The sequence below is a fragment of the Aeromicrobium flavum genome, from assembly GCF_007992115.1.
GTDB lineage: Bacteria > Actinomycetota > Actinomycetes > Propionibacteriales > Nocardioidaceae > Aeromicrobium > Aeromicrobium flavum.
This window is the reverse complement of sequence record NZ_BJZQ01000007.1, coordinates 92451-117397: the sequence shown is the minus strand read 5'-3', so window position 1 is coordinate 117397 and position 24947 is coordinate 92451. Positions and strand designations below refer to the sequence as shown.

Annotated in this window: 27 protein-coding genes; 14 read left to right on the top strand and 13 right to left on the bottom strand. The window is 71.6% G+C overall.

Annotation, left to right across the window (positions count from 1 at the left end):
• Nucleotide 1: 1 nt before the first annotated feature.
• Nucleotides 2-1597 (bottom strand): DAK2 domain-containing protein, encoded by a 1596-nt coding sequence (locus AFL01nite_RS09175; protein WP_146827369.1) that lies wholly within the window; start codon nucleotides 1595-1597, stop codon nucleotides 2-4.
• A 108-nt stretch (nucleotides 1598-1705) separates the two neighbouring features.
• Between AFL01nite_RS09175 and rpmB the strand changes: the two genes are divergently transcribed.
• Nucleotides 1706-1891 (top strand): 50S ribosomal protein L28, encoded by a 186-nt coding sequence (gene rpmB / locus AFL01nite_RS09170; protein ID WP_078701430.1) that lies wholly within the window; start codon nucleotides 1706-1708, stop codon nucleotides 1889-1891.
• 77 nt (nucleotides 1892-1968) lie between these two features.
• Entirely contained in the window at nucleotides 1969-3378 is a 1410-nt protein-coding gene (locus AFL01nite_RS09165; protein WP_146827368.1) for an amidase, read from the top strand.
• A 3-nt stretch (nucleotides 3379-3381) separates the two neighbouring features.
• Here AFL01nite_RS09165 and AFL01nite_RS09160 read toward each other — a convergent pair whose 3' ends face one another.
• Nucleotides 3382-4338, bottom strand: a complete 957-nt coding sequence (locus AFL01nite_RS09160; protein ID WP_146827367.1) for a thiamine-phosphate kinase — start codon at nucleotides 4336-4338, stop codon at nucleotides 3382-3384.
• Nucleotides 4339-4418: 80 nt separating this feature from the next.
• Between AFL01nite_RS09160 and AFL01nite_RS09155 the strand changes: the two genes are divergently transcribed.
• Nucleotides 4419-4655, top strand: a complete 237-nt coding sequence (locus AFL01nite_RS09155) for an Lrp/AsnC ligand binding domain-containing protein (RefSeq protein WP_146827366.1) — start codon at nucleotides 4419-4421, stop codon at nucleotides 4653-4655.
• A gap of 118 nt (nucleotides 4656-4773) precedes the next feature.
• On the opposite strand, the gene AFL01nite_RS09150 is transcribed toward AFL01nite_RS09155, so the two are convergent.
• The gene (locus AFL01nite_RS09150; protein ID WP_146827365.1) at nucleotides 4774-5826 is read right to left on the bottom strand and encodes a D-alanine--D-alanine ligase family protein; all 1053 of its coding nucleotides are present in this window, start codon (nucleotides 5824-5826) and stop codon (nucleotides 4774-4776) included.
• Nucleotides 5827-5860: 34 nt separating this feature from the next.
• On the opposite strand from AFL01nite_RS09150, the gene AFL01nite_RS09145 reads away from it, so the two are divergent.
• Entirely contained in the window at nucleotides 5861-6889 is a 1029-nt protein-coding gene (locus AFL01nite_RS09145) for a trans-sulfuration enzyme family protein (protein ID WP_146827364.1), read from the top strand.
• Between the two features lie 13 nt (nucleotides 6890-6902).
• On the opposite strand, the gene AFL01nite_RS09140 is transcribed toward AFL01nite_RS09145, so the two are convergent.
• From AFL01nite_RS09140 to leuC, 4 genes are read right to left on the bottom strand one after another with little or no spacing between them, the layout of a single operon-like run.
• Nucleotides 6903-7904, bottom strand: a complete 1002-nt coding sequence (locus AFL01nite_RS09140) for an NAD(P)H-dependent glycerol-3-phosphate dehydrogenase (RefSeq protein ID WP_146827363.1) — start codon at nucleotides 7902-7904, stop codon at nucleotides 6903-6905.
• The gene (locus tag AFL01nite_RS09135) at nucleotides 7904-8638 is read right to left on the bottom strand and encodes a lysophospholipid acyltransferase family protein (RefSeq protein ID WP_146827362.1); all 735 of its coding nucleotides are present in this window, start codon (nucleotides 8636-8638) and stop codon (nucleotides 7904-7906) included. The genes AFL01nite_RS09140 and AFL01nite_RS09135 overlap by 1 nt, the downstream gene beginning before the upstream one ends.
• A 41-nt stretch (nucleotides 8639-8679) precedes the next feature.
• Nucleotides 8680-9279 carry a 3-isopropylmalate dehydratase small subunit gene (leuD, locus tag AFL01nite_RS09130; protein WP_146827361.1) on the bottom strand — a complete coding sequence of 200 codons (600 nt, stop codon included), beginning with the start codon at nucleotides 9277-9279 and terminating at the stop codon, nucleotides 8680-8682.
• A gap of 11 nt (nucleotides 9280-9290) precedes the next feature.
• Nucleotides 9291-10688, bottom strand: a complete 1398-nt coding sequence (gene leuC / locus AFL01nite_RS09125) for a 3-isopropylmalate dehydratase large subunit (RefSeq protein WP_146827360.1) — start codon at nucleotides 10686-10688, stop codon at nucleotides 9291-9293.
• Between the two features lie 57 nt (nucleotides 10689-10745).
• Here leuC and AFL01nite_RS09120 point away from each other — a divergent pair, with 57 nt between their 5' ends.
• Nucleotides 10746-11456 (top strand): IclR family transcriptional regulator, encoded by a 711-nt coding sequence (locus AFL01nite_RS09120; RefSeq protein ID WP_078698542.1) that lies wholly within the window; start codon nucleotides 10746-10748, stop codon nucleotides 11454-11456.
• A 71-nt stretch (nucleotides 11457-11527) separates the two neighbouring features.
• Here AFL01nite_RS09120 and AFL01nite_RS09115 read toward each other — a convergent pair whose 3' ends face one another.
• On the bottom strand, nucleotides 11528-11974 hold the full coding sequence (locus AFL01nite_RS09115; RefSeq protein ID WP_246119658.1) for a methylated-DNA--[protein]-cysteine S-methyltransferase: 447 nt from the start codon (nucleotides 11972-11974) through the stop codon (nucleotides 11528-11530).
• Nucleotides 11975-11985: 11 nt separating this feature from the next.
• Nucleotides 11986-13410: an AlkA N-terminal domain-containing protein gene (locus AFL01nite_RS09110; RefSeq protein WP_222593468.1), complete on the bottom strand. Its 1425-nt coding sequence runs from the start codon at nucleotides 13408-13410 to the stop codon at nucleotides 11986-11988.
• A 130-nt stretch (nucleotides 13411-13540) separates the two neighbouring features.
• Between AFL01nite_RS09110 and AFL01nite_RS09105 the strand changes: the two genes are divergently transcribed.
• The 3 genes from AFL01nite_RS09105 to AFL01nite_RS09095 all read left to right on the top strand — a co-directional run bounded on the left by AFL01nite_RS09105 (nucleotide 13541) and on the right by AFL01nite_RS09095 (nucleotide 16310).
• Complete coding sequence (locus AFL01nite_RS09105; RefSeq protein WP_146827357.1) at nucleotides 13541-14641, top strand: S-(hydroxymethyl)mycothiol dehydrogenase; 1101 nt, start codon at nucleotides 13541-13543, stop codon at nucleotides 14639-14641.
• A complete protein-coding gene (locus tag AFL01nite_RS09100) occupies nucleotides 14641-15249 on the top strand; it encodes an MBL fold metallo-hydrolase (RefSeq protein ID WP_146827356.1) in 609 nt (202 codons plus the stop codon). Before AFL01nite_RS09105 ends, AFL01nite_RS09100 begins: the two co-directional genes overlap by 1 nt.
• A 143-nt stretch (nucleotides 15250-15392) precedes the next feature.
• On the top strand, nucleotides 15393-16310 hold the full coding sequence (locus tag AFL01nite_RS09095; protein WP_146827355.1) for a DMT family transporter: 918 nt from the start codon (nucleotides 15393-15395) through the stop codon (nucleotides 16308-16310).
• Between the two features lie 2 nt (nucleotides 16311-16312).
• Here AFL01nite_RS09095 and AFL01nite_RS09090 read toward each other — a convergent pair whose 3' ends face one another.
• Entirely contained in the window at nucleotides 16313-16822 is a 510-nt protein-coding gene (locus AFL01nite_RS09090) for a flavin reductase family protein (protein WP_146827354.1), read from the bottom strand.
• Nucleotides 16819-17328 carry an NAD(P)H-dependent oxidoreductase gene (locus AFL01nite_RS09085; RefSeq protein WP_222593467.1) on the bottom strand — a complete coding sequence of 170 codons (510 nt, stop codon included), beginning with the start codon at nucleotides 17326-17328 and terminating at the stop codon, nucleotides 16819-16821. The genes AFL01nite_RS09090 and AFL01nite_RS09085 overlap by 4 nt, the downstream gene beginning before the upstream one ends.
• A 142-nt stretch (nucleotides 17329-17470) precedes the next feature.
• Here AFL01nite_RS09085 and AFL01nite_RS09080 point away from each other — a divergent pair, with 142 nt between their 5' ends.
• From AFL01nite_RS09080 to AFL01nite_RS09065, 4 genes are all read left to right on the top strand, one after another.
• On the top strand, nucleotides 17471-18367 hold the full coding sequence (locus tag AFL01nite_RS09080; protein ID WP_146827353.1) for a LysR family transcriptional regulator: 897 nt from the start codon (nucleotides 17471-17473) through the stop codon (nucleotides 18365-18367).
• A 94-nt stretch (nucleotides 18368-18461) separates the two neighbouring features.
• Nucleotides 18462-19601: an LLM class flavin-dependent oxidoreductase gene (locus AFL01nite_RS09075; protein ID WP_146827352.1), complete on the top strand. Its 1140-nt coding sequence runs from the start codon at nucleotides 18462-18464 to the stop codon at nucleotides 19599-19601.
• A gap of 72 nt (nucleotides 19602-19673) precedes the next feature.
• Nucleotides 19674-20381, top strand: coding sequence for an HNH endonuclease family protein (locus AFL01nite_RS09070; RefSeq protein WP_222593466.1), 708 nt, complete (start codon nucleotides 19674-19676; stop codon nucleotides 20379-20381).
• Between the two features lie 45 nt (nucleotides 20382-20426).
• Entirely contained in the window at nucleotides 20427-20900 is a 474-nt protein-coding gene (locus AFL01nite_RS09065) for a GNAT family N-acetyltransferase (protein WP_146827350.1), read from the top strand.
• A gap of 35 nt (nucleotides 20901-20935) precedes the next feature.
• Here the strand turns inward: AFL01nite_RS09065 and AFL01nite_RS09060 are convergent, their stop codons facing one another.
• Nucleotides 20936-21577: an FMN-dependent NADH-azoreductase gene (locus AFL01nite_RS09060; RefSeq protein WP_146827349.1), complete on the bottom strand. Its 642-nt coding sequence runs from the start codon at nucleotides 21575-21577 to the stop codon at nucleotides 20936-20938.
• Nucleotides 21578-21664: 87 nt separating this feature from the next.
• Here AFL01nite_RS09060 and AFL01nite_RS09055 point away from each other — a divergent pair, with 87 nt between their 5' ends.
• Together AFL01nite_RS09055 and AFL01nite_RS09050 are read left to right on the top strand one after the other, a co-directional pair.
• The gene (locus tag AFL01nite_RS09055) at nucleotides 21665-22189 is read left to right on the top strand and encodes a MarR family winged helix-turn-helix transcriptional regulator (RefSeq protein ID WP_222593465.1); all 525 of its coding nucleotides are present in this window, start codon (nucleotides 21665-21667) and stop codon (nucleotides 22187-22189) included.
• Nucleotides 22190-22394: 205 nt separating this feature from the next.
• The gene (locus tag AFL01nite_RS09050; protein ID WP_146827348.1) at nucleotides 22395-23939 is read left to right on the top strand and encodes a LamG domain-containing protein; all 1545 of its coding nucleotides are present in this window, start codon (nucleotides 22395-22397) and stop codon (nucleotides 23937-23939) included.
• 67 nt (nucleotides 23940-24006) lie between these two features.
• On the opposite strand, the gene AFL01nite_RS09045 is transcribed toward AFL01nite_RS09050, so the two are convergent.
• On the bottom strand, nucleotides 24007-24849 hold the full coding sequence (locus AFL01nite_RS09045; RefSeq protein WP_246119657.1) for an NERD domain-containing protein: 843 nt from the start codon (nucleotides 24847-24849) through the stop codon (nucleotides 24007-24009).
• Nucleotides 24850-24947: the final 98 nt, after the last annotated feature.

Genomic DNA, 24947 nt, shown 5'->3' with positions numbered 1-24947 from the left:
GTCACTCGACCGCCAGGAACAGCGGGTAGGTGCTCTGGTCGCCGTGGATGACCTCGACGTCGACGTGCGGCGACTCGCGGCAGACGCGCTCGGCGATCGCCTCGCTGGTGGCCTCGTCGCAGTCACGGCCCACCACCAGCGTGACCATCTCGGCCGTGGCCAGGTCGAGGCGCTGCAGCACCTCGTACGCCACGCCGGCCATCCCGGCGCCCACGATCGCGAAGTCGCCGTTGACGACGCCGAGGACGTCGCCGGCGCGGCACGGACCGGCCATCGTGATGCCGTCCTCGGCCGCGATCGTGACCGCGCCGTGACGGGTGGCGCCCGCGGCGTTGGACATCGCCACCACGACGACGTCGAACGGGCGGCCGGGGTCGTGGACGGCGAGCGCGGTGAGCGCCTGGACCTGGACGGTGGTGGGCAGCACGGCGACGCGGGCGCCCGCATCACGGGCGGCAGCGGCGGCCGCCTCGAACATCGCGATGTGGCCGGCTCGGTTCGGCAGGCACACGACCTCCTCGGCCTGGCTGTCGCGGATGGCCGCCGCGACAGTGGCGACGCTCAGCGGCTCGTCCGGACCGAACAGCAACGGCGTGCCGCCCGCCCGGGTGGTGAGGTCGGCCAGGCCGAGGCCGGTGACGGCGCTGATGATCACGCGGCCACCGGTGACGGGTGCCGGTCGCGCGATCTGCTCGGCGAAGTGCGTCACGGAGATGCGGAAGGGCTGACCGGCGGCGATGCCGGCCTCGATCGCGGCACCGACGTCGTCGACGTGGACGTGGACGTTCCACAGGCCCTCGCCGCCGACCACCACGAGCGAGTCGCCCAGCGGCTCGAGCGTCTCGCGCAGCGCCGGGATCGCGTCGTCGGCCGTGCGCAGGAGGTACATCACCTCGTACGACGGGCCGTCCTCGCCGAGGTCGGACCCCGGCTCGACGATCGGGACGGGCACCATCGACGGACGCGGGGACGGCGTGCGACCGGTGAGCGCGAAGGCCACGGAGTCCAGCACGACGACGAGCGCCCGGCCACCGGCGTCGACGACCCCGGCCCGCGCCAGCTTCTCGAACTGCGTGGGCGTCAGGGCCAGGGCCTCACGGGCGGCGCCGGCGGCCACGTCGAAGACGCGCTTGGGGTCGTCGTCCGTGGCCGCGGCCTCGCGGGCGGCGGCCGCGGCGGAGGCGGCGACCGTGAGGATCGTGCCCTCCTGCGGCCGGCCCACCGCGGCGTAGGCCGCCGCGGACGCCGCACCGAGCGCCTCGGCCACCTCGTGCGCGGACAGGCCGTCGACGCAGTCACGCAGCACCCTCAGGCTGCCGCGCACGAGCTCGGCCAGGATCGTGCCGCAGTTGCCGCGCGCTCCGATCAGGAGTCCCTCGGCGAAGGCCCGCATCACGTCCAGCGGCGAGCTGCCCGGCGGCAGCGCGTCGAGGGCCTCGACGCCCGAGACGAAGGTGAAGTACGCGTTCGTGCCGGTGTCGCTGTCGGGCACCGGGAAGACGTTGAGCGCGTCGATCTCGTCGCGGGCGACGGCGAGCGACTCGGTGCACAACCGAGCCCACGCGTCGAAGCGATCGGTCTCGATCCGCAGGGCCATGGGGTGAGCCTAGCGAGGACTCGTGGGGACTCGATTCGCGCTCGCCGTGTCGCTTCAGGTATGCTCGAGAGGTTGTATTTCCCCCGATCTAGTTCAGGAGTGGTCGCCGTGGCAGCCGTCTGCGATGTGTGCGGCAAGGGACCGGGCTTCGGCCACAACGTGTCCCACTCGCACCGACGTACCAAGCGTCGTTTCGATCCGAACATCCAGCGCGTCCGCGCCGTCGTCGAGGGCACCCCGAAGCGGCTCAACGTCTGCACCGGTTGCTTGAAGGCGGGCAAGGTCTCGCGCTGAGGCGTTCAGGACTTTCTTCATGATGACGGCGGCCTTCGGGCCGCCGTCGTCGCTTGTCCGGGTCTATTCTCTCGTGGGTGACCCGAATCCATGCCTTCACCGACGACGTCCTCGCCGATCACGACGCCGTCGCGGTGGCCCAGCTGATCGCCTCCGGTGACGTCAGCCCCACCGAGGTCCTCCGCGCCGCCCTCGCGCGCATCGATCGGGTCGAGCCCACGCTCAACGGCATCGCGCACGACGACCGCGCCCGCGCGGCCGTCCGCGCCGAGGAGCCCTTGGCCCCGGGCGCCCCGTTCGCCGGCGTGCCGAGCCTGATCAAGAACAACACCGACTTCAAGGGCATGCCGACACAGCAGGGATCGGCGGCCGTCCCGCCCACCCCCGCGGGCTCCCACGAGGAGTTCACCGAGCAGTTCCTCTCGACGGGCGTCAACATCGTCGGCGCCAGCACCCTGCCGGCCTTCGGCCTCACGGCCTCCACCGAGTTCGTCGACCGCGAGCCCACCCGCAACCCCTGGAACCCCGAGTACTCAGCGGGCGCGTCCTCGGGCGGCTCGGCGACGCTCGTCGCCGCGGGCGCCGTGCCCCTTGCTCACGGCAACGACGGCGGCGGATCGATCCGCATCCCTGCCGCGGTCTGCGGACTCGTGGGCCTCAAGACCACGCGCAACCGCATCGCCCCTGCCAAGGAGATGAAGGACGCCCCGCTCGACATCGTCGCCAACGGCGTCCTGACCCGCAGCGTGCGCGACTCCGCGGTGTTCCTGGCCGCCGCCGAGCGCTACCGTCCCGTCCCCCGGCTGCCGCGCGTCGGGCTGGTCGAAGGGCCGTCGAAGCGCCGCCTGCGCGTGGGCCTCGTCACCGAGACGCTGCACGGCGAGCAGCTCGACGGCGACAGCCAGAAGGAGCTGCGCCGCGTGGCCGAGCTGGTCGCGTCCCTCGGGCACGTCGTCGTCGAGATGCCAATCCCCGTCGATCCCTCGTTCGAGCAGCACTTCGTGCAGTACTGGCGCACCCTGGCGTTCTCGCTCGACTACGCCGGGCGGTACGTCGTCTCGCGCGACTTCGACCGCAGCAAGGTCGACCCGTTCACCCATGGCCTCGCGAAGGCGTTCCTGCGCAACTTCTGGCGCACGCCCGGCGCGCTCATCGCGCTCAAGCGGTCGGCGCGGCAGTACGGCGAGGTGTTCGCGGACTGGGACGTCATCCTCTCCCCCACACTGGGCCACACCACGCCGAAGCTCGGTTGGCTCGACCCGGGCGTGCCCTTCGACGAGGCGTTCGACCGATTGCGGAGCTTCGTGGCCTACACGCCGCTGAACAACGCGTCGGGCGGACCCGCGATCAGCCTCCCGCTGGGCCGGACGTCGCAGGACCTGCCGCTCGGTCTGCACTTCTCGGCCGACCACGGCGACGAGCGCACCCTGCTGGAGCTGGCCTTCGAGCTGGAGGCCGCCTCGCCGTTCGCGCGCATCCAGGACTGACACTCAGGTCCAGTGCTTGTGGCCGACGCCGCCCTCCCAGGGCGCGCCGCCCACGGTGACGCCCGCACCGGAGCGGACGACGCCGACGCGGGTCCAGCCGTCGGGGAGGGTGGCGTCAGCCGGGAAGGTGGCCGCGAGCGCGTAGTCGTCGCCGCCGGCCAGGACGAACCGCAGCGGGTCGACGCCGCCAAGGGCGCCGGCGACCGTCTGCACGGCGTCGAGGATCTCGAACGCCGCCGGATCGACGTCGATGGCCACCTTGCTCGCGCGGGCGACGTGGCCGAGGTCGGCCAGCAGCCCGTCGCTGATGTCGATCATCGCGGTGGCGCCCCCGGTGGCCGCGGCCGGACCGGCGGCGTAGGGCGGGTGCGGCGCGCGGTGCTCGTCGACCGCGGCCTTCGGCGACCGGAACCCTCGGCTCAAGGCGCCGTAGCCGGCCGAGGCCAGGCCCAGCGTGCCCGCGAAGGCGACCTGGTCGCCCACCTGCGCGCCGGACCGGGTGACGGGACGCTCGGCGTCGCCGAGCGCGGTGATCGAGATGACGACCTGGTCGGCCGCCGACATGTCGCCGCCCACGATGCGGGCTCCGACCTTGGCGCACTCCTCGACCATGCCGCCGACGAGGTCGGTGACCCACGAGACCGGGGTGTCCCCCGGCGCCGCGAAGGCGACGAGCAGCGCGGTGGCCACCCCGCCCATCGCGTTGATGTCGGAGAGGTTGGCGGCGACGGCCTTGCGGCCGATGTCGGCGGCCGTCGACCAGTCGCGGCGGAAGTGGCGGCCCTCGACGAGGATGTCGGTGGCCGTGACGTACGTGCCGTCGGCGGTGGCGATGTGCGCCGCGTCGTCGCCGGGCCCGACCAGCACGTAGTCGCTGGTGCCGAGCTGCTCGCGGACGAGGTCGATCAGCGCGAACTCGCCGACGTCGGCAATGGTCTGGTCGTTCTGTCGCTGGCTCACGGGGCCATTGTCGCAGCCGGGCGCACCGCACCCCGGTGACTGCGATAGCGTGTCATGGCCCGAACGAAAGGACGTTCCCGATGGCCGTTCACGCCTACATCCTCGTGCAGACCGAGGTCGGCAAGGCCGCCGAGGTCGCTGCCGCAATCGCCGAGATCCCCGGGGTCGAGCAGTCCGAGGACGTCACCGGTCCGTACGACGTCATCGTCCGCGCCGAGGGCCCCTCGGTCGACGAGCTCGGCTCCCTCGTGGTGTCGCAGATCCAGCGTGTCCCGGGCATCACCCGCACGCTGACCTGCCCCGTCGTCCGGATCTGATCTTCCCCCGCGCGCGGTCTCGCGATCTGTACCACTGCCCACCCGGATCGGACCGTCTCGGCCGATGTCAGGTGGCCAGCGCTACACATCCTGTCCGCCCTGGGCGGAGGGGCGGGCCTCAGCGCAGGCCGAGGGGGCGCTGCAGCGCGAGCTGGATCAGCCGCTCGACGAGCTCGGGGTACTCGACGCCCGACGCCTGCCACAGCTTGGGGAACATCGAGAAGGGCGTGAAGCCCGGCATCGTGTTGATCTCATTGATCACGAGACCGCCGCCGACGCTGCTGGTGAGGAAGAAGTCGACCCGCGCCAGGCCCTCGCAGCCGATCGCGTCGAACGCCTGCAGGGCGTACTCGCGGATGCGCTGGCGCACCGACTCGGGCAGGTCGGCGGGCACGACGTTGGTGCTGGTGCCGTCGAGGTACTTGGCCTCGAAGTCGTAGTACTCGTGGTCGGTGTCCTCGGCGACGACGATCTCGCCGACCTCGCTGGCGATCGGCATGCCGCGCTCGTCCTGGATCACGGCGCACTCGACCTCGCGCTTGCCGTGCGCCGCGGCCTCGACGATGACCTTGGGGTCGAACGTCCGAGCCGTCTCGACCGCGACGTCGAAGTCCTCCCACCGGTGCACGGGCGTGACGCCCGAGCTGGAGCCGGCGCGGGCCGGCTTGACGAACACCGGCAGCCCGAGCGCATGAACTCGCGCCTGGACCCGCTCGCGCTTGGCGTCCCACTCCCACGGCTGGATGGTGACGTAGGGCAGCTGCGGCAGGCCTGCGGCCGAGAAGACGGTCTTGGTGAACGGCTTGTCCATGCCGACCGAGCTGGCCAGCACGCCGGCGCCGACGTAGCGGACCCCGGCCATCTCGAACAGGCCCTGGATCGTGCCGTCCTCGCCCCACGGACCGTGCAGCAGCGGGAAGACCACGTCGAGCTCGGGGATGCGATCCCACGAGAACGGCGGGGCATCACTGCGGACGGACGGCAGGGTGCCCGGCTCGAGGTCGTCCCAGACGGCGGTCTCCTCGACCCAGCGGCCGTCGGCGGTGATGCCGACGGGGACGACGTCGTACCGGTCCCGGTCGATCACGGCGAGGACCTCGCGTGCGGTCAGGCACGAGACGCCGTGCTCACTGGACTGGCCTCCGAAGAGTACGGCGATCGTGGTGCGCATCGGCTCGACTCTACCCGCCTGTGACACTGGAACCATGCAGCCCGACACCGTGACCGTCATCGCAGGTCGCCCGGCCCACGAGCCCGGCGCGCCGCTCAACGCCCCCATCACCCTCGCAAGCTCGTTCCACGCGGGTGGCGCGTTCGAGTACGGTCGCCACGGCAATCCGGCGTACGAGTCGTTCGAGGACGTCGTCGGCGAGCTGGAGGGCGGCCGCGCCCTGGCCTTCGCCTCCGGGATCGCCACGGCCGCGGCGACGCTGGGCCTGCTCGAGCCGGGCGCGGTGGTCGTCCTCCCCCGCCACGGCTACAACGGCACGACGAGTCTCGTGCAGAGCGGCCCCTACGAGGTGCGCCTGATCGACCCGTCCGACACGGCCGGCAGCATCGAGTCGTTCGCCGGCGCGGACCTGGTGTGGCTCGAGTCGCCCACCAACCCGGCGATGGAGGTCGGCGACCTGCCGGTGCTGGTGGCCGCCGCAAAGGACGCGGGCGCACTCGTCGCCGTCGACAACACGTTCCGCACTCCCCTGCGCGACCGGCCGCTCTCGTACGGCGCCGACATCGTGACCCACTCGGCCTCGAAGCTCCTCGGCGGGCACAGCGACCTCGTGCTCGGCGTCCTCGCCACGCGCGACGACGCGCTGTACGAGCGCCTCCTGCAGCACCGCTCGCTGCACGGCGCGATCCCCGGCGCACTGGAGTGCTTCCTGGCCGTGCGCGGCGTGCGCACCCTGGCCGTGCGGCTGGATCGCGCCGAGTCGAGCGCCGCGGTGCTGGCCGACCGACTGAAGGCGCATCCGGCGGTCGCCGAGGTCCGCTACCCCGGGTTCGGCTCGATGGTGTGCTTCGTCATCGACGATGCCGACCACGCCCAGCGCGCCACCGAGGCCAGCCGCATCATCACGCACGCCACGAGCCTCGGCGGCGTCGAGTCGACGTGGGAGCGCCGCCGCCGCTTCCCCGCCGAGCCCGAGACGATCCCCGCGGTCCTGATCCGGCTCAGCGTCGGCATCGAGGCCGTCGAGGACCTCTGGGCCGACATCGAGGCAGCCCTCGGCTGATCGCTCCCCGAGGTCAGCGGGTCTCGGGCTTGGCCGACCGGCTGATCAGCGCGTTGACGAGCTCGCTGGGCGTCATCTGGCCGTCGACGAGGGCCCGGACGTGCTCGACGATCGGCATGTCGACGCCGTGCATCTCCGAGAGCTCGGCGACGGACACGCAGGACTTGACGCCCTCGGCCACCTGACGGGTCTGCGACGAGATCTCGTCGACGGTCATGCCCCGGCCCAGCTTCTCGCCGAAGGTGCGGTTGCGTGACAGCGGCGACGAGCAGGTGGCCACGAGATCGCCCAGGCCGGCCAGGCCCATGAACGTCATCGGGTCGGCGCCCATCGCGACGCCCAGGCGTGCGGTCTCGGCCAAACCGCGCGTGATGACCGAGGCCTTGGTGTTGTCGCCGAAGTCGAGGCCGTCGCACACCCCGACCGCGAGGCCGATGATGTTCTTGACCGTGCCGGCCAGCTCGCAGCCGACGACGTCAGTGTTCGTGTACGGGCGGAAGGCCGGCGTGTGGCAGTACTTCTGCAGCTGCAGGGCGACCGCCTCGTCCTCGCACGCGACCACGCTGGCGGCCGGCTCTCGGCGGGCGATCTCCTTGGCCAGGTTGGGCCCCGTGATGACGGCGATCCGCTCGGGCCCGGCCCCCGTGAGCTCGGCGATGACCTGGCTCATCCGCAGGTGCGAGCCGAGCTCGACGCCCTTCATGAGGCTGACCATAATCGCCGAGGGCTCGATCAGGTGCCCCCACGACTCGAGGTTCGGGCGCAGCGTCTGGGAGGGCACCGCCAGCACGACGATCTCGGCACCGGCCAGGGCCTCGGCGGGGTCGGTGGTGGCGCGGATCGCCGCCGGCAGCTCCAGACCGGGCAGGTACTCGGTGTTCTCGTGCCGCTCGTTGATGTTGGCGCACGTCTCGTCGCGCCGTCCCCACAGGCGGACGTCGTGACCGGCGTCGGCCAGCACGATCGAGAAGGCGGTGCCCCAGGACCCGGCTCCCATGACTGCTGCAGTGACCATCAGCTCTCCTCGTATCGGGTCTTCGGCTTGCGCAACGTTCGCACGTCGATGCGCGGAGAGGAGGGTACCTCGCCACGGATCTGGGACTGCAATGCCGTGATGGCGTCCATGAGCCGGTCCGTGGCGGCGTGGAACTGGGCCTGGGTGGGCTGCTCACCCAGGTCGGACAGGTCGATCGGGGCTCCGACGCGCACGTGCATCGTCTTGCGCGGGAACACCCGGAACTCGCGGCGGTAGGGCCACATGATCTGCTGCGGTCCCCACTGCGCCACCGGCACGAGCGGCACGCCCGCGGCATGGGCCGTGCGGACGGCGCCGTCGCGGCCGGACATGGGCCACGCCTCGGGGTCGCGCGTCATCGTGCCCTCGGGGTAGATCGCCACGATGGACCCCGCCTCGACGGCGTCGACGGCCGCGCGCAGCGATTGGGCCGCTGCGCCGGTGCCCCGGTACACCGGGATCTGCTCGGCCATCCGCAGCAACCGGCCGATCACCGGCACCGCGAACAGCGGGTCCTTCACCAGGAACCGCGGCGGGATGTCGTGGTCGACCAGCCAGTGCCCGAACATGAACGGATCGATGTACGACAGGTGGTTGGCCGCGAGGACGAACCCGCCGGACCGGGGCAGGTGCTCGTCACCGCGCCAGTCGCGGCGGGTGACGACCATGAAGATCGGTCGCAGGATCCACACGACGACCCGCAGCACCGGAGGCAGCGGGCGCGTGCGTGACATGTGACGACCCTATTACGGGCCCCGGTCCGGCGGGACGAGCGTCAGAGCGTCGCGGGCTTGAACGACGGACGCTTCGCCTCGTAGGCGGCGATGTCGTCCGCGTGACCCAGCGTGATGCCGATGTCGTCGAGTCCCTCAAGCAGGCGCCAGCGGGTGTAGTCGTCGATCGTGAACGAGTCCTCGATGCGGTCGACGCCCTCGCCGGCGGAGACGGTGCGCGACTCCAGGTCGACGCTGATCTGCGCACCCGGGTTGGCCTCGAGGTACGCCCACAGGGCGGCGACGACCTTCTCGTCGACCTGCGCGGCGAGCAGGCCCGCCTTGCCCGAGTTGCCACGGAAGATGTCGCCGAAGCGCGGGCTGATGATGACCTTGAAGCCGTAGTTCTGCAGCGCCCACACGGCATGCTCGCGCGACGAGCCGGTGCCGAAGTCGGGTCCGGCCACCAGGACGGTGGCGTGCTCGTACGCCGGCTGGTTCAGGACGAACTCGGGGTCGTTGCGCCACGCGGCGAACAGGCCGTCCTCGAAGCCCGTGCGGGTGACGCGCTTGAGGTAGACCGCGGGGATGATCTGGTCGGTGTCGACGTTGCTGCGGCGCAGCGGAGCGCCGACGCCGGTGTGCGAGGTGAACTTGTCCATGGTGTGCGTCCTCAGAGCTCGGCCGGCGAGGCCAGGTGGCCCGTGACGGCGGTGGCGACGGCGACGTCGGGCGAGACCAGGTGGGTCCGGCCACCCTTGCCCTGACGGCCCTCGAAGTTGCGGTTGGAGGTGGAGGCGCTGCGCTCGCCCGGCGTGAGCTGGTCGGGGTTCATGCCCAGGCACATCGAGCAGCCCGCACCACGCCACTCCGCGCCGGCCTCCTTGAAGACGACGTCGAGGCCCTCCTCCTCGGCCTGCAGGCGGACCCGCACCGAGCCCGGGACGACGAGCATGCGGGTGCCGTCGGCGACCTTCTTGCCCTTGATCAGGTCGGCGGCGCGCCGCAGGTCGCTGATGCGGCCGTTGGTGCACGAGCCGACGAAGACGGTGTCGACGGTGATGTCGCGCATCGGCGTGCCGGCCTCGAGGCCCATGTAGCGCAGCGCGTTGGCGGCGGCCTCGCGCTCGTCGGCGTCGTCGAAGTCGTCGGGGTTCGGGACCAGGCCCGACAGGGCGACGCCCTGGCCGGGGTTGGTGCCCCAGGTGACCCACGGCGTGACCTGCGAGGCGTCGATCGTGACGACCTTGTCGAAGTGCGCGTCCTCGTCGGTGACGAGGCCCTTCCAGTACGCGACGGCCGCGTCCCACTCGGCGCCCTGCGGCGCGTGCGGGCGGCCCTCGAGGTAGTCGAAGGTGGTCTGGTCGGGCGCGATGAGGCCGGCCTTGGCGCCCCACTCGATACTCATGTTGCAGATCGTCATGCGCTCTTCCATCGTGAGCGCGCGGATCGCCTCGCCGCGGTACTCGACGATGTAGCCCTGACCGCCGCCGGTGGTCTCCTGCGTGATGAGCGCCAGGATCAGGTCCTTCGCGGTGGAGCCCGGGGGCAGCTCGCCGACGACGTCGACGGCCATCATCTTGGGCTTGGCCTGCGACAGCGACTGCGTGGCCAGGACGTGCTCGACCTCGCTGGTGCCGATGCCGAACGCGATGGAGCCGAACGCGCCGTGTGTGGAGGTGTGCGAGTCGCCGCAGACGATCGTCATGCCCGGCTGGGTCAGGCCCAACTGGGGACCGACCACGTGGACGATGCCCTGCTCGATGTCGCCCATCGGGTGCAGGCGCACGCCGAACTCGGCGCAGTTGCCGCGCAGGGTCTCGACCTGGAGGCGCGAGACCGGATCGGCGATCGGCTTGTCGAGGTCGGTCGTCGGGATGTTGTGGTCCTCGGTCGCGAGGGTCAGGTCGGGACGACGCACGGTGCGCCCGGAGAGACGCAGTCCGTCGAAGGCCTGCGGGCTCGTGACCTCGTGGAGCAGGTGGAGGTCGATGAACAGCAGGTCCGGTTCTCCCGGCGCGGAACGGACGACGTGGTCGTCCCAGATCTTCTCGGCGAGCGTCTTGCCCATGATTCTCTCTCAGTTCGGGGGGTTGCGTCTCACAATGCGATACGGCAGTATCAAGACATGGACAACTCTAGCGGAGTCGGCGTTCTCGACAAAGCCGCCCTCGTACTGGCGGCCCTGGAGCCCGGACCGGCGACGCTGGCCGGCCTCGTCACCGCGACGGGCCTCGCGCGGCCGACCGCGCACCGCCTCGCCGTGGCCCTCGAGCACCACCGGCTGGTCGCCCGCGACATGCAGGGTCGGTTCATCCTAGGCCCGAGACTGTCCGAGCTGGCCGCAGCCGCGGGCGAGGACCGCCTGCTCGCCGCCGCCGGTCCCGTCCTGGCCCGCCTGCGCGACATCACCGGCGAGTCGGCCCAGCTGTTCCGCCGCCAGGGCGACCACCGCGTGTGCGTCTCCGCGGCCGACCGCCCCACCGGCCTGCGCGACTCGATCCCCGTCGGCAGCCAGCTGACGATGTCCGGGGGTTCCGCCGCCCAGGTGCTGCTGGCGTGGGAGGACCCCGAGCGCATGAACAAGGGCCTCATGAAGGCCACGTTCTCGGCCGCGGAACTGTCCGCCGTGCGCAAGCGCGGGTGGGCGCAGAGCGTGGGCGAGCGCGAGCCGGGCGTCGGCTCGGTCTCGGCCCCGGTCCGCTCCCCCAGCGGCAAGGTCGTCGCCGCGGTGTCGGTCTCCGGCCCCCTCGAGCGCCTCACCCGCCAGCCCGGCCGCATGCACGCGCCCGCCGTCGTCGCGGCCGCCGAGCGGCTGTCCCAGAACCTGCGCCGCTGACCCGCTGAGTTGCACGTTCGGCCCGCGACACGCCGCGTCAGAGGGGCGAAACGTGCAACTCAGCGGGCTCGTCAGAACAGGCCGGGGCGCTCGAGCTCGAGCAGCGTCGTCTTGCGGTCGAGCCCGCCGGCGTAGCCGGTGAGCTTGCCGTTCGCGCCGATGACGCGGTGGCACGGCACGACGATCGGGATCGGGTTGGCGCCGTTGGCGGCGCCCACGGCGCGCGAGATCCCGGTGGCGTAGCCCAGGTCGGTCGCGATCTGTCCGTACGAGACGGTCTCGCCGTACGGGATCGTGCGCAGGTACGACCACACCTTCCGCTGGAACTCGGTGCCGTCGGCCGCGACCGGGAGGTCGAAGTCGCGGCGCTCGCCGGCGAAGTACTCCGTCAGCTGGCGTTGCGCCTCGTCCAGCAGGTCGTCCTCGACGGCCGTCCCCACCGGCTCGGCGCCGAAGTCGATCGCCGTGAGCAGCCCGGCGTCGACGTGCAGCCGCAGCCCGCCGATCGGCGAGTCCATCCAACGAGTCTTCATGCGGTCCTCCACAGGTGCAATGAGGCGTACGACCGCCACGGTCGCCACCGGTCGGTGCGCGCCCGGTCGAGCCCCTCGCGCGCGAGGACGCGGCGCAGCACGAGGTCGGTCTCGAGCAGGACGTCCGGATCGCCCAACGCCCGCATCCTGACGTAGTCGGCGGTCCAGGGCCCGATGCCGCGGACGGCCAGCAGCTGGTTCCGCGCGGTCTCCCGGTCGGCTCCTGGATCGAGGTCGAGGCGACCGGCCGCCATCGCGTGCGCGACGGCGAGGATGGCCGCGGCCCGGCCGCGAGGCATGGCGAACTCCTCGGGCGCGGCCTCCGCGACTGACTCCGCCGTCGCGAACGCGTGCGTGAGCCCGTGCCGGCGCGCGAGCTCGAGATCGACCTCGGTGCCGCGCGACCTCGCGACGCGACCCAGGATCGTGCGCGCGCCCGCCACCGACACCTGCTGGCCGACGATCGCGCGCAGCACCATCTCGAAGCCGTCCACCTGTCCGGGCAGCCGGATCCCCGGGACCTCGCGGACGAGACCGGCGAGCAGCGGGTCGGCCGACAGTGCCTCGTCGATCGCGACGGGGTCGGCGTCGAGGTCGAGCAGCCGCCGGCAGCGATGCACCGCCGTGGCCAGGTCGCGCAGGTCGGTGAGCTCGAGGTCGGCCGTGACGTGGTCGCCGTGCGGCTCCAGCTCGACCGCGGCGACGCCGTGCGGCAGGTTCAGCACGCGGGCGTACGTGCGCTCCCCCACGGCCTCGACGCCCTCGATCGCGCGCGGAGCGAACCACGCGAGCAGGCTCGCGGCATGGAACGGCGGGCGCACCGCGAGCTCCAGCCGGATCCGCCCGGCGCCCTCGTGGGGCGTCCGCCGCGACCGCGACCGCAGCTCGCGCGGCGTGAGCCCGAACGACTCGCGGATCGAGTCGTTGAACTGCCGCACCGATCCGTACCCGGCGGCGAAGGCGACGTCGGCGGCGCGCATCGCGGTGGTCTCGAGCAGGATCCGCGCCGTGCGGGCCCGGTTGCTGCGAGCGATCGCCTGGGGTCCGGCGCCCAGCTCGGTCGTGACCAGACGGTTGACCTGGCGCTCGCTGTAGCCGAGACGGCCGGCCAGGCCGCTGACGCCCTCGCGCTCGACCACCCCGTCGCCGATGAGGCGCACGGCCCGGGCGACGACGTCGGCGCGGGCGTTCCACTCCGGGGAGCCGGGGGTGCTGTCGGGCCGGCACCGGCGGCAGGCGCGGTACCCGGCGCGCTCGGCCGCGGCCGCCGACGGGTAGAAGCTGACGTTCGCCTCGTGGGGCGTCATGGCCGGGCACGACGGGCGGCAGTAGATGCCCGTCGTGCGGACCGCGGTGTAGAAGACGCCGTCGAACCGCGCGTCGCGCGCGGTGACGGCGCGGTAGCAGTCGACGGGATCCATGGCTCCATCCTGTCGCACCGAACCGGGCCAGTTCTCGCGGGAATCGGACATGACCGTCCCGGGTGCAATCGGTGTGACGCCACCTCGTCTGGCACGCTCGGAGGAACACCCCCGAAACGAGGAGACAGCCGTGCAGCAGGTGAAGGGCGTGATCGCGCGAGCGAAGGACGCACCGGTCGAACTGGTCACCATCAACGTTCCCGACCCCGGTCCGGGCGAGGCGGTGGTGACGATCCAGGCCTGCGGCGTCTGCCACACCGACCTGCACTACCGGCAGGGCGGGATCAACGACGAGTTCCCGTTCCTGCTCGGCCACGAGGCGTCGGGGATCGTCGAGGCCGTCGGCGAGGGTGTCACCGAGGTCGCGCCCGGCGACTTCGTCGTCCTGAACTGGCGCGCCGTGTGCGGCGAGTGCCGCGCGTGCAAGCGCGGCGACCTGCAGTACTGCTTCGCCACGCACAACGCCAAGCAGAAGATGACGCTCGAGGACGGCACCGAGCTCTCCCCCGCCCTCGGCATCGGCGCGTTCATCGAGAAGACCCTCGTCGCCGCCGGCCAGTGCACGAAGGTCGACCCGCAGGCGCGTCCCGCGGCGGCCGGCCTCCTCGGCTGCGGTGTCATGGCCGGCATCGGCGCGGCCATCAACACCGGCGCGCTCACCCGGGGCCGCTCGGCGGCGGTCATCGGCTGCGGCGGCGTGGGTGTCGCCGCGGTGGCCGGCGCGGCGCTCGCGGGTGCCAGCCCGATCATCGCCGTCGACATCGACCCGGTGAAGCTGGAGGCCGCACGCAATCTCGGCGCGACCCACACCATCGACTCCTCGCAGACCGACCCGGTCGAGGAGATCAAGCGGATCTGCGCCGAGACCTACGAGGGTGCGGAGGGCGCGGACGTCGTCATCGAGGCGGTCGGCCGGCCCGAGACCTGGAAGCAGGCCTTCTACGCCCGCGACCTGGCCGGCACGGTCGTCCTGGTCGGCGTGCCCACGCCGGACATGACGGTGCCGGAGCTGCCGCTGGCCGACGTCTTCGGACGCGGCGGCGCGCTCAAGTCCAGCTGGTACGGCGACTGCCTGCCGAGCCGTGACTTCCCGATGCTGATCGACCTGTACCTGCAGGGTCGGCTCGACCTGGACGCGTTCGTCACCGAGGAGATCGGCATCGAGGACGTCGAGGCGGCGTTCGACAAGATGCACTCCGGCGAGGTCCTGCGCTCGGTGGTGGTGCTCTGATGGCCGCGCGCATCGACCACGGCGTCGTCTCGGGCACCTTCAGCCTCGACGGCGAGACGTTCGACGTCGACAACAACGTCTGGGTCGTGGGTGACGACGCCGAATGCTTGGTGATCGACGCCCCGCACGACGTGGACGCGATCCTCGAGGTCGTCGGCGACCGCACGGTCACGGCGATCGTCCTGACGCACGCCCACGACGACCACTGCCGCGTGGCTCCGGCGTTGCGCGAGAGCACGGGCGCGCCGATCTGGCTCCACCCGGACGACCGACCCCTGTGGGAGCTGACGCACACCGACGCCACCTGGGACCACGACCTCGTCGACGGCACGGAGCTGACCGTCGGCGGCACGACCCTGCGGGCGATCCACACGCCGGGACACGCACCGGGCGCCACGTGCCTCGTCGCCGACGAGCTGGGTTGCGTCTTCACCGGCGACACGCTCTTCCAGGGCGGGCCGGGAGCCACGGGTCGGTCCTACAGCGACGCGGACGTCATCCGTGCCTCGATCGCCGAGCGGCTCTTCACCCTCCCGGGCGAGACGGTCGTGCACACCGGCCACGGCGACGACACGACGATCGCTGCCGAGTCCGCCGGCCAGGGCTGAGGCACCACGGGAGGCGGTGAGCCTGGTCCCACCGTCCCCGGGTCGACGGTGAGCCTGGTCCCAGCCCCGAGCGCGAGGTGGGACCAGGCTCACCGCTTTCCAGGGGCAGTGGGACCAGAGTCACCGCCCTCTAGTCTGAGCGCGTGAGTGCGCGACTCGGGCTGCTGCAGGTGTGTGCGGCCGGCGTCCTGTGGGGCACCGGCGGACTGGTCCTGACCGTCCTGCACGAGCGCGACGGCCTCGGCGCCATGACGGTCAGCGCGTGGCGGATGCTGCTCGCCGCGGTGGCACTCGGGGCGTTCGTCCTCGCCACCGGGCGCGTCTCCACGGTGCGACGGACGTTCCGGTCCCACCCGACGGCGGTGGTCGTCATGGGCTGCGGCACCGCGATCTACCAGGGCCTGTACTTCGTCTCGGTGCTGATGGTGGGCGTCAGCGTCGCGACGGTGGTCTCGTTGGGTCTGGCCCCGGTCCTGGCAGCGGCCTGGGAGCACTCCCGCGCACGAACCCGTCCGACCGCCCGTGACGTGAAGGTGCTGGCAGCGGCCCTGATCGGATTGGCGCTGATCAGTGCGACGGCGAGCCACGGCTCCCCCGCTCCGCTCGACCGTCCCCTCCTCGGCGTCGTGCTGGCGATCGGGGCCGGCGCGACCTACGCGGGCACCACCGTCCTCGGCCACACGCTCGCCTCCCGCACGGAGCCGGTCGCGCTGACCACCTGCGCCACGGCGGCCGGCGCGGTCCTGCTCGCGCCCTTCCTCGGCGTGGCCGCCGCCTCCGGAGAGCCGATGGTCGGCACGTCCGCGCTCTCGCTGGCACTGCTGGCCTACCTCGGGGTGGCGACCATGGCGCTGGCGTACGGACTGCTCTACGCCGGCCTGCGCACGACGCCCGGCTCGGCGGCGACACTGGCGACACTCGTCGAGCCGATCTCCGCCGCCGCGCTGGCCGCCATCGTCCTCGATGAGCGGCTCAACGCAGCCGGCGTCGCGGGAGCGGCACTGATCCTGGCCGCCGTCCTGGCCATCCGGCCCGCCGAGCATCCGCCCGTCGTGAACTGACGTCAGGCGCCGGCCGCGGCGAAGCTGCCGAACTCGCTGCGGTGGAACAGCAGCGGTCCGCCGTCCGAGCGGTGCTCCACCGCATGGAGCTCCAGCAGCACCAGGATGTGGTCACCGGCCGGCACCTCGCGGTAGATCGTCGTGTCGAACGTGGCCATCCCGTCGTCGATGAAGATCGAGCCCTCGGGACTGACCGAGTACTCGATCCCGGTGAACCGCTGCTCCACGTCGCCGGCGAGCTGGCGGCACAGCGGACCGTGGTGGGCCGCCAGCACGGTCACCCCCAGCCGCAGGGCGCGCCGCAGGTCGGGCCACGTCTTGGACTTCCCCGCGAGGTTGATCGAGACCAACGGCGGGTCGAGGCTGACGCTCGTGAAGCTGCTGGCCGCGAGACCGACGGGCGCCCCCTCGACCTCGGCGGCGACCGCCACCACCCCGGTCGGGAAGTTGCCGAACGCCGAGCGCAGCCGCCGGGGGTCCAGGTCCTGGTTGGTGGGGAAGGTCGCGGTCATGCCGCCGCCTGCAGCAGCGTCCGCACGAGCGGACGGGTCGCGTCGAGCCACGGCTCGAAGGTCGCCGGGTCGTCGTACTGCGAGTCCAGGACGAACAGCCCGCGTCCGGGCACGGTGGCCCCCAGCTCGGTCAGCACCGGGCGCAGGGACAGCTCGGGCGCCAGCGCGTGCTGGGGTCCGGCACCGAGCAGGAGCGGCACGGCCAGACCCCTCAGTCCGGTGCCGCCGGCGAACCGGTCGAGGAACACCTTGAGCAGGCCTGAGTAGGTGCCCTTGTAGGTCGGTGAGGCCACCACGACGAGGTCGGCCTGGCCGACGACGCCGACCAGCCCGGCGATGCCGGACGACCCCCAGTCGAGGACCTCCGCCCCGAGGGTGGCCAGGTCGACGACCAGGTCCGGCTCGGCGCCGGTCAGTTCGCGGGCCACGTGCGTCGCGGCCGCCAGGGTCCGCGAGGCGGGCTTCGGGTTGCCGACCACGACGGCCGTGCGGATGCGCTCCGACACGGTGAACCTCCTTGATCGAGCGGGTACTGGGTGTCGACGTTAGGGATCCGGACCCGCTGTGCGCGGTGCGTCTCACGAGGCGGGAGATCACGTGAGCGGCCACACCGATCACGTACCCTCACCGGGAATCGGGGAGGAACACATGCGCCTGGAGCAGCTCGAGTACGTCCGTGCGGTCAACGAGCACGGGTCGCTCCGCCGGGCCGGCGAGCACCTGAACGTGTCGCTGCCGGCCCTCAGCGAGGCAGTCACCAAGCTTGAGCGCGAGTTGGGGGTCACGCTGCTCGACCGGCGCCGGTCGGGCACGAGGATCAACGGCGCCGGCCGCGAGCTGCTCCCCCGGATCCTGGAGATCCTCGACGCCGCCGACGGGCTGCGCGCCGCGGCGCGGGGCGAGTCGCGGATCCACCATCCGGTGCGGGTGGGCAGCGTCTATTTCGGCGTGACCGCGATCGTCGTGCCGGTGATGCGGGCCCACGCGGAGGACCTCGAGCACACGGCCGTCGACCTGCGCCAGCTGCGGCACGACGAGGTCCACGCCGGGCTGCGGGACGGCTCGCTCGACATCGGGCTCGTCACGTTGCTGCCGGGTGACGACCTCCACCCCGACCTCGTCGCCACCGAGCTCGTCCACGGCCGGCCGGTGGCGGTCCTCCCCGGCGACTCGCCGCTGGCGGCGCGCGCCACGGTCACCGTCGACGACCTCCGCCGCGAGGTCTTCGTCGGGGCTCGCCCGGGCTACCTCATGCACCGGGTCGCGGAGCGGGTCTTCGGCGACGCGCCCCCGCTGAGGTGGCACATCGCCGACAGCGCCGATGTGTCCAAGCAGATGGTCTCGTCCGGCCTCGGGGTCTCGCTGCTGCCCGACTTCACCCTGGTCGACGACCCGCTCGAGACCGGCGGCGCCGTGGTCCTCCGCCCGATCGACGACGAGGACACGGTCATCCGCATGGTGATGGTCCGTCGCCGGGGCGTGCGGCCCACTCCCGCGGCCCAGGCCCTGTTCGACCGGCTCGCACATCACGCGGCGCGCAGCTGACCCACGTCGGTCTGACCACCACGTGGACAGCGCCGAACATCTGTAAGTCCTGCGGTTTACTGGACTTTCTTTCCGTCCTCCTCGAAGGAGCCCCATGACCGCCGCGAGCCTGCGCTTCGACTGGTTCCTGCCCACCACCGGTGACAGCCGTGCTCTCGTCGGCGGTGGCCACAGCGTGCCGACGGGCGTCGGTCGCGAAGCCGGCTCCGTCGACACGGCGGGCCGGTACCGCGAGGCCGACCTGCGCTACCTCGCAAACGTCGCCCGCACGGCCGAGGACCTCGGCTTCGACGCCGTGCTGACCCCGACCGGCACGCCGTGCGAGGACGCGTGGGTCGTGGCCTCGGCGCTGATCCCGCAGACGACGCGCCTGAAGTTCCTCGTCGCGCTGCGGCCGGGGCTGGTCAACCCGACCCTGCTGGCCCAGATGGCCTCGACCTTCCAGCGGCTGTCCGACAACCGGCTGCTGCTGAACGTCGTGGTCGGCGGCGAGCCCGCCGAGCAGCTGCGGTTCGGCGACCGCATCGCGAAGGACGACCGGTACGCGCGCGCCGCCGAGTTCATCCAGGTGTTCCGCGAGGCCTTCACCGACGGCGGCAGCAACTTCACCGGTGAGTACTACGACGTCGAGGACGCTCGCACCCGCCGCCCCGCGCCGGTCCCGGAGATCTACCTGGGCGGCTCCTCGGCCGCGGCCGGTCCCGTCACCGCCGCCCACACCGACGTCTACCTGACGTGGGGCGAGCCACCCGAGGCCGTCGCCCAGAAGGTCGAGTGGATCCGCAAGCTGGCCGACGACGAGGGGCGCACCGTGCGGTTCGGCGTCCGGCTGCACACCATCACCCGCGACCGGTCCGAGGACGCCTGGCGCGTCGCCGACGACATGCTCGCCGGACTCGACCCCGCCGAGGTCGAGAAGGCCCAGCGGGCGCTCGCCGCGAGCGAGTCGGAGGGACAGCGCCGCATGCGCGACCTGCACGGCGGCCGCTTCGACCGCGCGGACGCCCACTCCCTGGAGGTGCGTCCCGGCCTGTGGGCCGGTGTGGGCCTGATGCGCGGGGGCGCCGGCACTGCCCTGGTCGGCAGCCACGCCGAGGCGGCCGACCTCATCGAGCAGTACGCCGCCGCCGGCATCGAGGAGTTCGTGATGTCGGGCTACCCGCACGTCGAGGAGGCCTACTGGTTCGCCGAGGGCGTCCTGCCGATCCTGCGCCGTCGCGGGCTGGTGCGGTAGGGGGCGCCGCGCCGTCCGGAGGCGGTGAGGGCTCCCCCTCGACTGTCCGTGCCACGTGACAGGGTGGCGTCCGTGCGTCGTCGTTCCGTGGGTCTCGTGGTCGTCGCGCTACTGGCCCTGACGGCCTGCGAACTCTTCGAGAGCGTCGACGTGATCACCGAGCAGCCCGACGTCGTGGCGCCGGTGCCCTCGTTGGCGCCCTCGGATGCCCGCGCGCAGCTCGACGGACTGCGCGTGACCGACCGTCGACCGGCCGGTGTCCCGACCTACGCACGCGACGCCTTCGGCAGCGCCTGGAAGGACGTCGACCGCAATGGCTGCAACCAGCGCGACGACGTGCTGCTCCGCGACGCCGTCCCCGGCACCACGCGGGTGCAGGTGCAGCACTCGTGCCCGCACGACGTCCTCGCCGGGACGTGGGTCGACCCGTACACCAGTAGGCACCTCACCTTCGACGACCTGAAGGACCCGCGCCAGGCGCAGGCGATCCAGATCGACCACGTCGTCCCGCTCGCGGAGGCCTGGGTCTCGGGGGCGCACGCGTGGCCGGACGAACGACGCGAGCAGTTCGCCAACGACCTGACCGTGCTGCTCGCGTCGGACGGGCCGACCAACGCGTCGAAGGGGTCCGGCGACCCCGCAGCCTGGAAGCCGAGGAAGGCGTTCCAGTGCACCTACGCCACCCACTGGATCGACGTGAAGCACCGCTGGGGCCTCGCGGTCGACATCAGCGAGGCGACGGCCCTGACCGAGATGCTGCAACGCTGCCCTCCCGACTGACGGGCTTTCGCCTCCCGCGACCCCGAAGCCTGTGAGACTCGCCCCATGGACACCCTGAGCTTGGACGGTCGCACCTTCGAGCTCGTTCGTGCCAGCGAGGCCGACGTGCCGGCGATCGTGGCACTGCTGACCGACGATGACATCGGCGGCAGCCGGGAGTCGCGCGACCTCACGCCGTACCTCGAGGCCTTCCGCGAGGTCCACGCGACCGAGGCGCACCTGTTGTTGGTCGTGCGTGACGAGACCGGAGACGCCGTCGGCACGCTGCAGCTGACCCTCGTGCCCGGCCTGTCCCGCGGCGGCGCGAAGCGGCTGGTGATCGAGGGCGTCCGCGTGGCCCCAGCCACGCGGGGGTCGGGGCTGGGCACGGCGCTCATGCGATGGGCGCAGGCCTGGGGCGCCAGGAACGGCGCCACGATCGCGCAGCTCACGTCCGACAAGCGCCGCGTCGACGCCCACCGCTTCTACGTGTCGCTCGGGTACGAGCCCAGTCACGAGGGCTTCAAACTCGAACTCTGACCGCGCTCGCTCCCCGCGACGCTTGCGCCCAGCCCTCAGGCCGCGCGTCCGGCAGCGAGAGCGGCGCCGGCCGCGACCGCCGCCTCTTCCGCGCTCTTGCGCATCATCGACGCCATCTCGCTGAACTCGTCGAGCGCCGGGTTCACCCCGACGAGGGTGAACTCGCGCTCGATGACCGTGAGGTCCGCGCCCCAGATGTCGACGAGGATCCGGCGCAGGAAGTCGGTGTTGTGGTCCCAACCCGCCCGCGGCGTGCCCGGGCCGTAGGCGCCGCCCCGCGTGGTCACCAGCACGGTCGGCGTCCCCTCGAGCAGAAGCGTGCCCTGCGGCGCGCCGGCAAGGGCGACGTCGATCCAGGTCTTCGCGTGCTGCGAGATGCCGAAGTTGTAGAGCGGCAGCGCCAGGACCGCGACCGAGGCCTCCTGCAACTCGGTGGCGACCTGCTCCGCCAGGGCGAGCGCCTCGCGCTGCTCCGCGTTGCGATCGTCCTCCGGCGTGAAGCTGCCGGCGATGGCCTTGGCCCACACGTCGGCGGCAAGCGGCTCCTGGCCGAGGTGCCGGCGCACGACCGGGGTCCCGGGGCTGGCGGAGGTGAACTCGTGAAGCACGAGGTCGGCGAGTGCGCTGCTGGCGGACATCTCGCCCTGGATGCTGGCGTCGACACGGAGCAGGGTCATGGGGTCTCCCAGAGTTCGAGTTGAATGTTCAAGTCCCACCATACTCAGATGACTTGAACATTCAACACACCGGGTAGAGTGGGGCTCGTGACCTCCGACACCGTGCCCCCCGCCGTCGACGACGACGTGCCCTGGCTGAGCACCGAGCAGCAGCTCGCGTGGCGTGCCCTGTTCGCGATGATCGACACCCTCCCGGCCGCGATCGACGCCCAGCTCAAGCGCGACGCCGGCGTGAACCGCTACGAGTACCAGGTGCTCGCCGTCCTGTCGCAGTCCCCCGGCCACACCGTGGGACTCTCGCTGCTGGCCGAGGAGGCCCGCGGCTCGCTGTCGCGGCTGTCGCACGCCCTGACGCGCCTCGAGAAGGCCGGTTGGGTCGAGCGGTGCCCCGCCACCGAGCCCGGCGGCCGCCGCATGCGCGCGCGCCTCACCGAGTCCGGTCTGGCCAAGATCGAGGCCATCGCACCCGGTCACGTGCGCGAGGTGCGCCGACTCGTCGTCGACGTGCTCACCGACGAGCAGCTGGTCGCGCTCGGCGAGATCGCCACGGCGGTCACCGCCGCGGCTCAGCGCGAGGTCGCCGAGGCCTGCACCGAGGTCCCCGACTGCTGAACGCGGACTCCCGCTCACCCGTGAGGCGCCGATCACACCCGAGTACCCCTGACGGCTCATCACTGCCCTCTCGTCACGCACGTCCCGCACGCAGCGCGACGCGCCGCACGGCCGGATTTCCGCTGTGCGGCCGCGACACCTCGGACCCCTAGGCTGTGCCCGCCGAGCGCGCTTGGCGTTCGGGGGGAAACACGATGGGGGAAGCATGAAACGCATGATGATGGCGCTGGCGCTCGTGACGGGCATGGCGCTCGGGGGCCTCGGCGGCCTCGACGGAGGGCCTCAGCCGGCCGCGGCGCAGGACGAGGTGAGCCTGGGCGACGCCCGCTGGAAGCAGCAGTTCGTCGACCACTTCGAAGCCGGTTCCTACAAGTACGTCGGCAACGACCTCGTCGCCGTGAACGGCACGACCGAGAAGGTCCGCTGGCGAAACGGGATCGCCCAGGAGGGGAACCCGAAGGCGCTCGGCTACCTCGACATGAACCAGTGCGTCGAGGTGAGGAACGGCGTCCTGTTCGTGAAGCCACGGAACAAGTTCGTGGACGCGAACGAAGACCAGTGGCGATGCCGGATCACCACCACCGACACGTTCGGTGGCGGACCGCTGAAGTTCTCGGCGAAGGTCAAGCTCCATTCGGAGAACGGGCGTCGCAGCTCGTTCTGGTGGAACGGGTACAGCGGCAACACCGCCGCCGAGATCGACGTCATCGAGAACGAAGGCCGGAAGAACAACCCCGATGGCTGCCAGCCCAAGGAAGCGGTGACGACCACGGGCAATGGCTACTACGGCTTGAACCACTCGTACTACTCCGCGTACGAGCCGGTCACCACCGGGCACAAGCACTGTCTCGGGAAGTCGAAGTCGGACGGCCTGCTCAACGACCAGTTCCACACCGTGGAGGCCGTGCTCACCCCGGGCGTCTCCGTCCAGTTCTTCATCGACGGACAGCTCTCGGCGCGCTTCGGCAAGGAGAAGGCTCAGGCGTGGGACGTGCGAGCGATCCTCACGAACATCAAGCTCGGTGACGGCACACCCAACGACTTCGAGGTCGAGTGGGTGAAGGTCTGGAACCTCGATTCCGGCGCCGGCACGGTGCCCCCTCCGCCGGCCCCGGACCCGGTCCCGGTGTGCGACAACGACTGCGAGCGCGCCAAGCTGGGCGTGTACACGGGCTACAACTATGTCCCGAACTCCAACCCGAGCAGCCCGCTGCAGGCCCGGATCGTGTTCGACCGGAAGTTCTACCTCGGCGCGTACCCGGACGTCCAGGCCTGGGCGGAGGGCAAGGTGGCCACGCAGGGCGGCAACATCAACGACCACGCGCAGTGGCACTGGCTGAACTACGGCATCCCGCAGGGCCGCATGGGATCGGCGACGTTCGATCCGTACTTCTACCTGCACCACCACCCGGACGTCGCAGGGGCGTACGGGGCGACGAATTACGAAGGCGCCATCCGGCACTACGTCCAGTTCGGGCGCTTCGAAGGTCGACGAGCGTCGGTGCTCTTCGATCCCGGCCACTACAAGGCGCGCTACGGCGACATGGCCGGAGCGTCCAACGAGGCGGTGACCGACCACTTCACAGTGTTCGGCATGGACGAGGGCCGGCAGGGGTCGGCGGACTTCGGTCCGGCGTACTACCTGGCGAACAACCCCGACGTGCGCGCCGCGTTCGGCAAGAACTACCGCAAGGGCATGAGCCACTGGATCGCCTACGGCCGCGGTGAGGGCCGCAAGGGCGCTCCGTGACCTGAGCCGCAAGAACGCCGAGGCCCCCGATCCGAGGATCGGGGGCCTCGGCTCGTGAGTGGCGCGCTCAGGCCGGCGGGAAGGCTGTCGCCAGGGAGCGGTGGAGGCTCTCGATCGAATCGGGGTTGACGGGACCATCGGCTTCGAGCAGCGGGTAGAGCTTCTTCGGCCACATCACGTCGATGCCGCTGATCATGAAGTCGCCGCCGAACAAGGGCCAGTCCGCCTCGATGAAGCACAGGACCCCGCGAACCGGCACCTCCGGGCCGACGGCCGATCGAACCAGGTCGACCTGCTTGAGCACGCCCTGGACGAGCTTCGTGCTGTCGCGACCGCCCACCACCAGCTTCTCGACTCGCGGCCGCAGGATGCCGCCCTCGACCTTCAACTCGGGGCGCTTGTCGACGTACCTCTTCGGGTCGACGACCCACACGCCACTGGACACCACGACGATGTGGTCGATGTTCGCGCGGGTGCCAGGGATCCGACGATCGTGCAGGACACGGAGCCGCTCACCGACTCGCTTGTCGATGGCGCCACCGAACCTCTCCTCGCCCTTGGCCCCTGTGTCCCACGACTTGGTCGACTGCGGGTCGTCCCTGAGCGCCACGATCAGTCCGCCGAGCTTCGGATGCTTCGCCCTGGTCGCGTCGTCGCGCTTGGCCTTCCGGCGCTCGTACTCTCGTCGCGCCGAAGCACCGGCCGTCCCCGAGTCGACCGGCTCGGGCTCGGCGACCACCGCACTGTCTGGCGGCTCCGTGGCCGACGGCCCACATGCGACACAGCGAACGGTCTTGGTGGCGCGTTCCCAGATCGCCTCGGTCTTCGCAGGCAGTTCCTCCGCGCAGAGGCGGCACGTGCCGGCGTACCGGAGTCGCATCAACTTGTCCTGCGCCGCTTCGGTGTCCACAGCCAGAACCTAGCGAAGACCCACGACCCGAACGGATCATGCGACGAAGTTGTCGCTGGGGCGACCCGACTGTCGAATCCTCCCGACCGGCGCTCGAC

Excerpts from the sequence above, each read along its gene's own strand:
- AFL01nite_RS09175 (WP_146827369.1), bottom strand. The coding sequence starts at position 1,597 with ATGGCCCTGCGGATCGAGACCGATCGCTTCGACGCGTGGGCTCGGTTG.
- AFL01nite_RS09155 (WP_146827366.1), top strand. The coding sequence starts at position 4,419 with ATGGCCGTTCACGCCTACATCCTCGTGCAGACCGAGGTCGGCAAGGCC.
- AFL01nite_RS09150 (WP_146827365.1), bottom strand. The coding sequence starts at position 5,826 with ATGCGCACCACGATCGCCGTACTCTTCGGAGGCCAGTCCAGTGAGCAC.
- AFL01nite_RS09145 (WP_146827364.1), top strand. The coding sequence starts at position 5,861 with ATGCAGCCCGACACCGTGACCGTCATCGCAGGTCGCCCGGCCCACGAG.
- AFL01nite_RS09140 (WP_146827363.1), bottom strand. The coding sequence starts at position 7,904 with ATGGTCACTGCAGCAGTCATGGGAGCCGGGTCCTGGGGCACCGCCTTC.
- AFL01nite_RS09135 (WP_146827362.1), bottom strand. The coding sequence starts at position 8,638 with ATGTCACGCACGCGCCCGCTGCCTCCGGTGCTGCGGGTCGTCGTGTGG.
- leuD (WP_146827361.1), bottom strand. The coding sequence starts at position 9,279 with ATGGACAAGTTCACCTCGCACACCGGCGTCGGCGCTCCGCTGCGCCGC.
- leuC (WP_146827360.1), bottom strand. The coding sequence starts at position 10,688 with ATGGGCAAGACGCTCGCCGAGAAGATCTGGGACGACCACGTCGTCCGT.
- AFL01nite_RS09120 (WP_078698542.1), top strand. The coding sequence starts at position 10,746 with ATGGACAACTCTAGCGGAGTCGGCGTTCTCGACAAAGCCGCCCTCGTA.
- AFL01nite_RS09115 (WP_246119658.1), bottom strand. The coding sequence starts at position 11,974 with ATGGACTCGCCGATCGGCGGGCTGCGGCTGCACGTCGACGCCGGGCTG.
- AFL01nite_RS09110 (WP_222593468.1), bottom strand. The coding sequence starts at position 13,410 with ATGGATCCCGTCGACTGCTACCGCGCCGTCACCGCGCGCGACGCGCGG.
- AFL01nite_RS09100 (WP_146827356.1), top strand. The coding sequence starts at position 14,641 with ATGGCCGCGCGCATCGACCACGGCGTCGTCTCGGGCACCTTCAGCCTC.
- AFL01nite_RS09090 (WP_146827354.1), bottom strand. The coding sequence starts at position 16,822 with ATGACCGCGACCTTCCCCACCAACCAGGACCTGGACCCCCGGCGGCTG.
- AFL01nite_RS09080 (WP_146827353.1), top strand. The coding sequence starts at position 17,471 with ATGCGCCTGGAGCAGCTCGAGTACGTCCGTGCGGTCAACGAGCACGGG.
- AFL01nite_RS09075 (WP_146827352.1), top strand. The coding sequence starts at position 18,462 with ATGACCGCCGCGAGCCTGCGCTTCGACTGGTTCCTGCCCACCACCGGT.
- AFL01nite_RS09065 (WP_146827350.1), top strand. The coding sequence starts at position 20,427 with ATGGACACCCTGAGCTTGGACGGTCGCACCTTCGAGCTCGTTCGTGCC.
- AFL01nite_RS09060 (WP_146827349.1), bottom strand. The coding sequence starts at position 21,577 with ATGACCCTGCTCCGTGTCGACGCCAGCATCCAGGGCGAGATGTCCGCC.
- AFL01nite_RS09050 (WP_146827348.1), top strand. The coding sequence starts at position 22,395 with ATGAAACGCATGATGATGGCGCTGGCGCTCGTGACGGGCATGGCGCTC.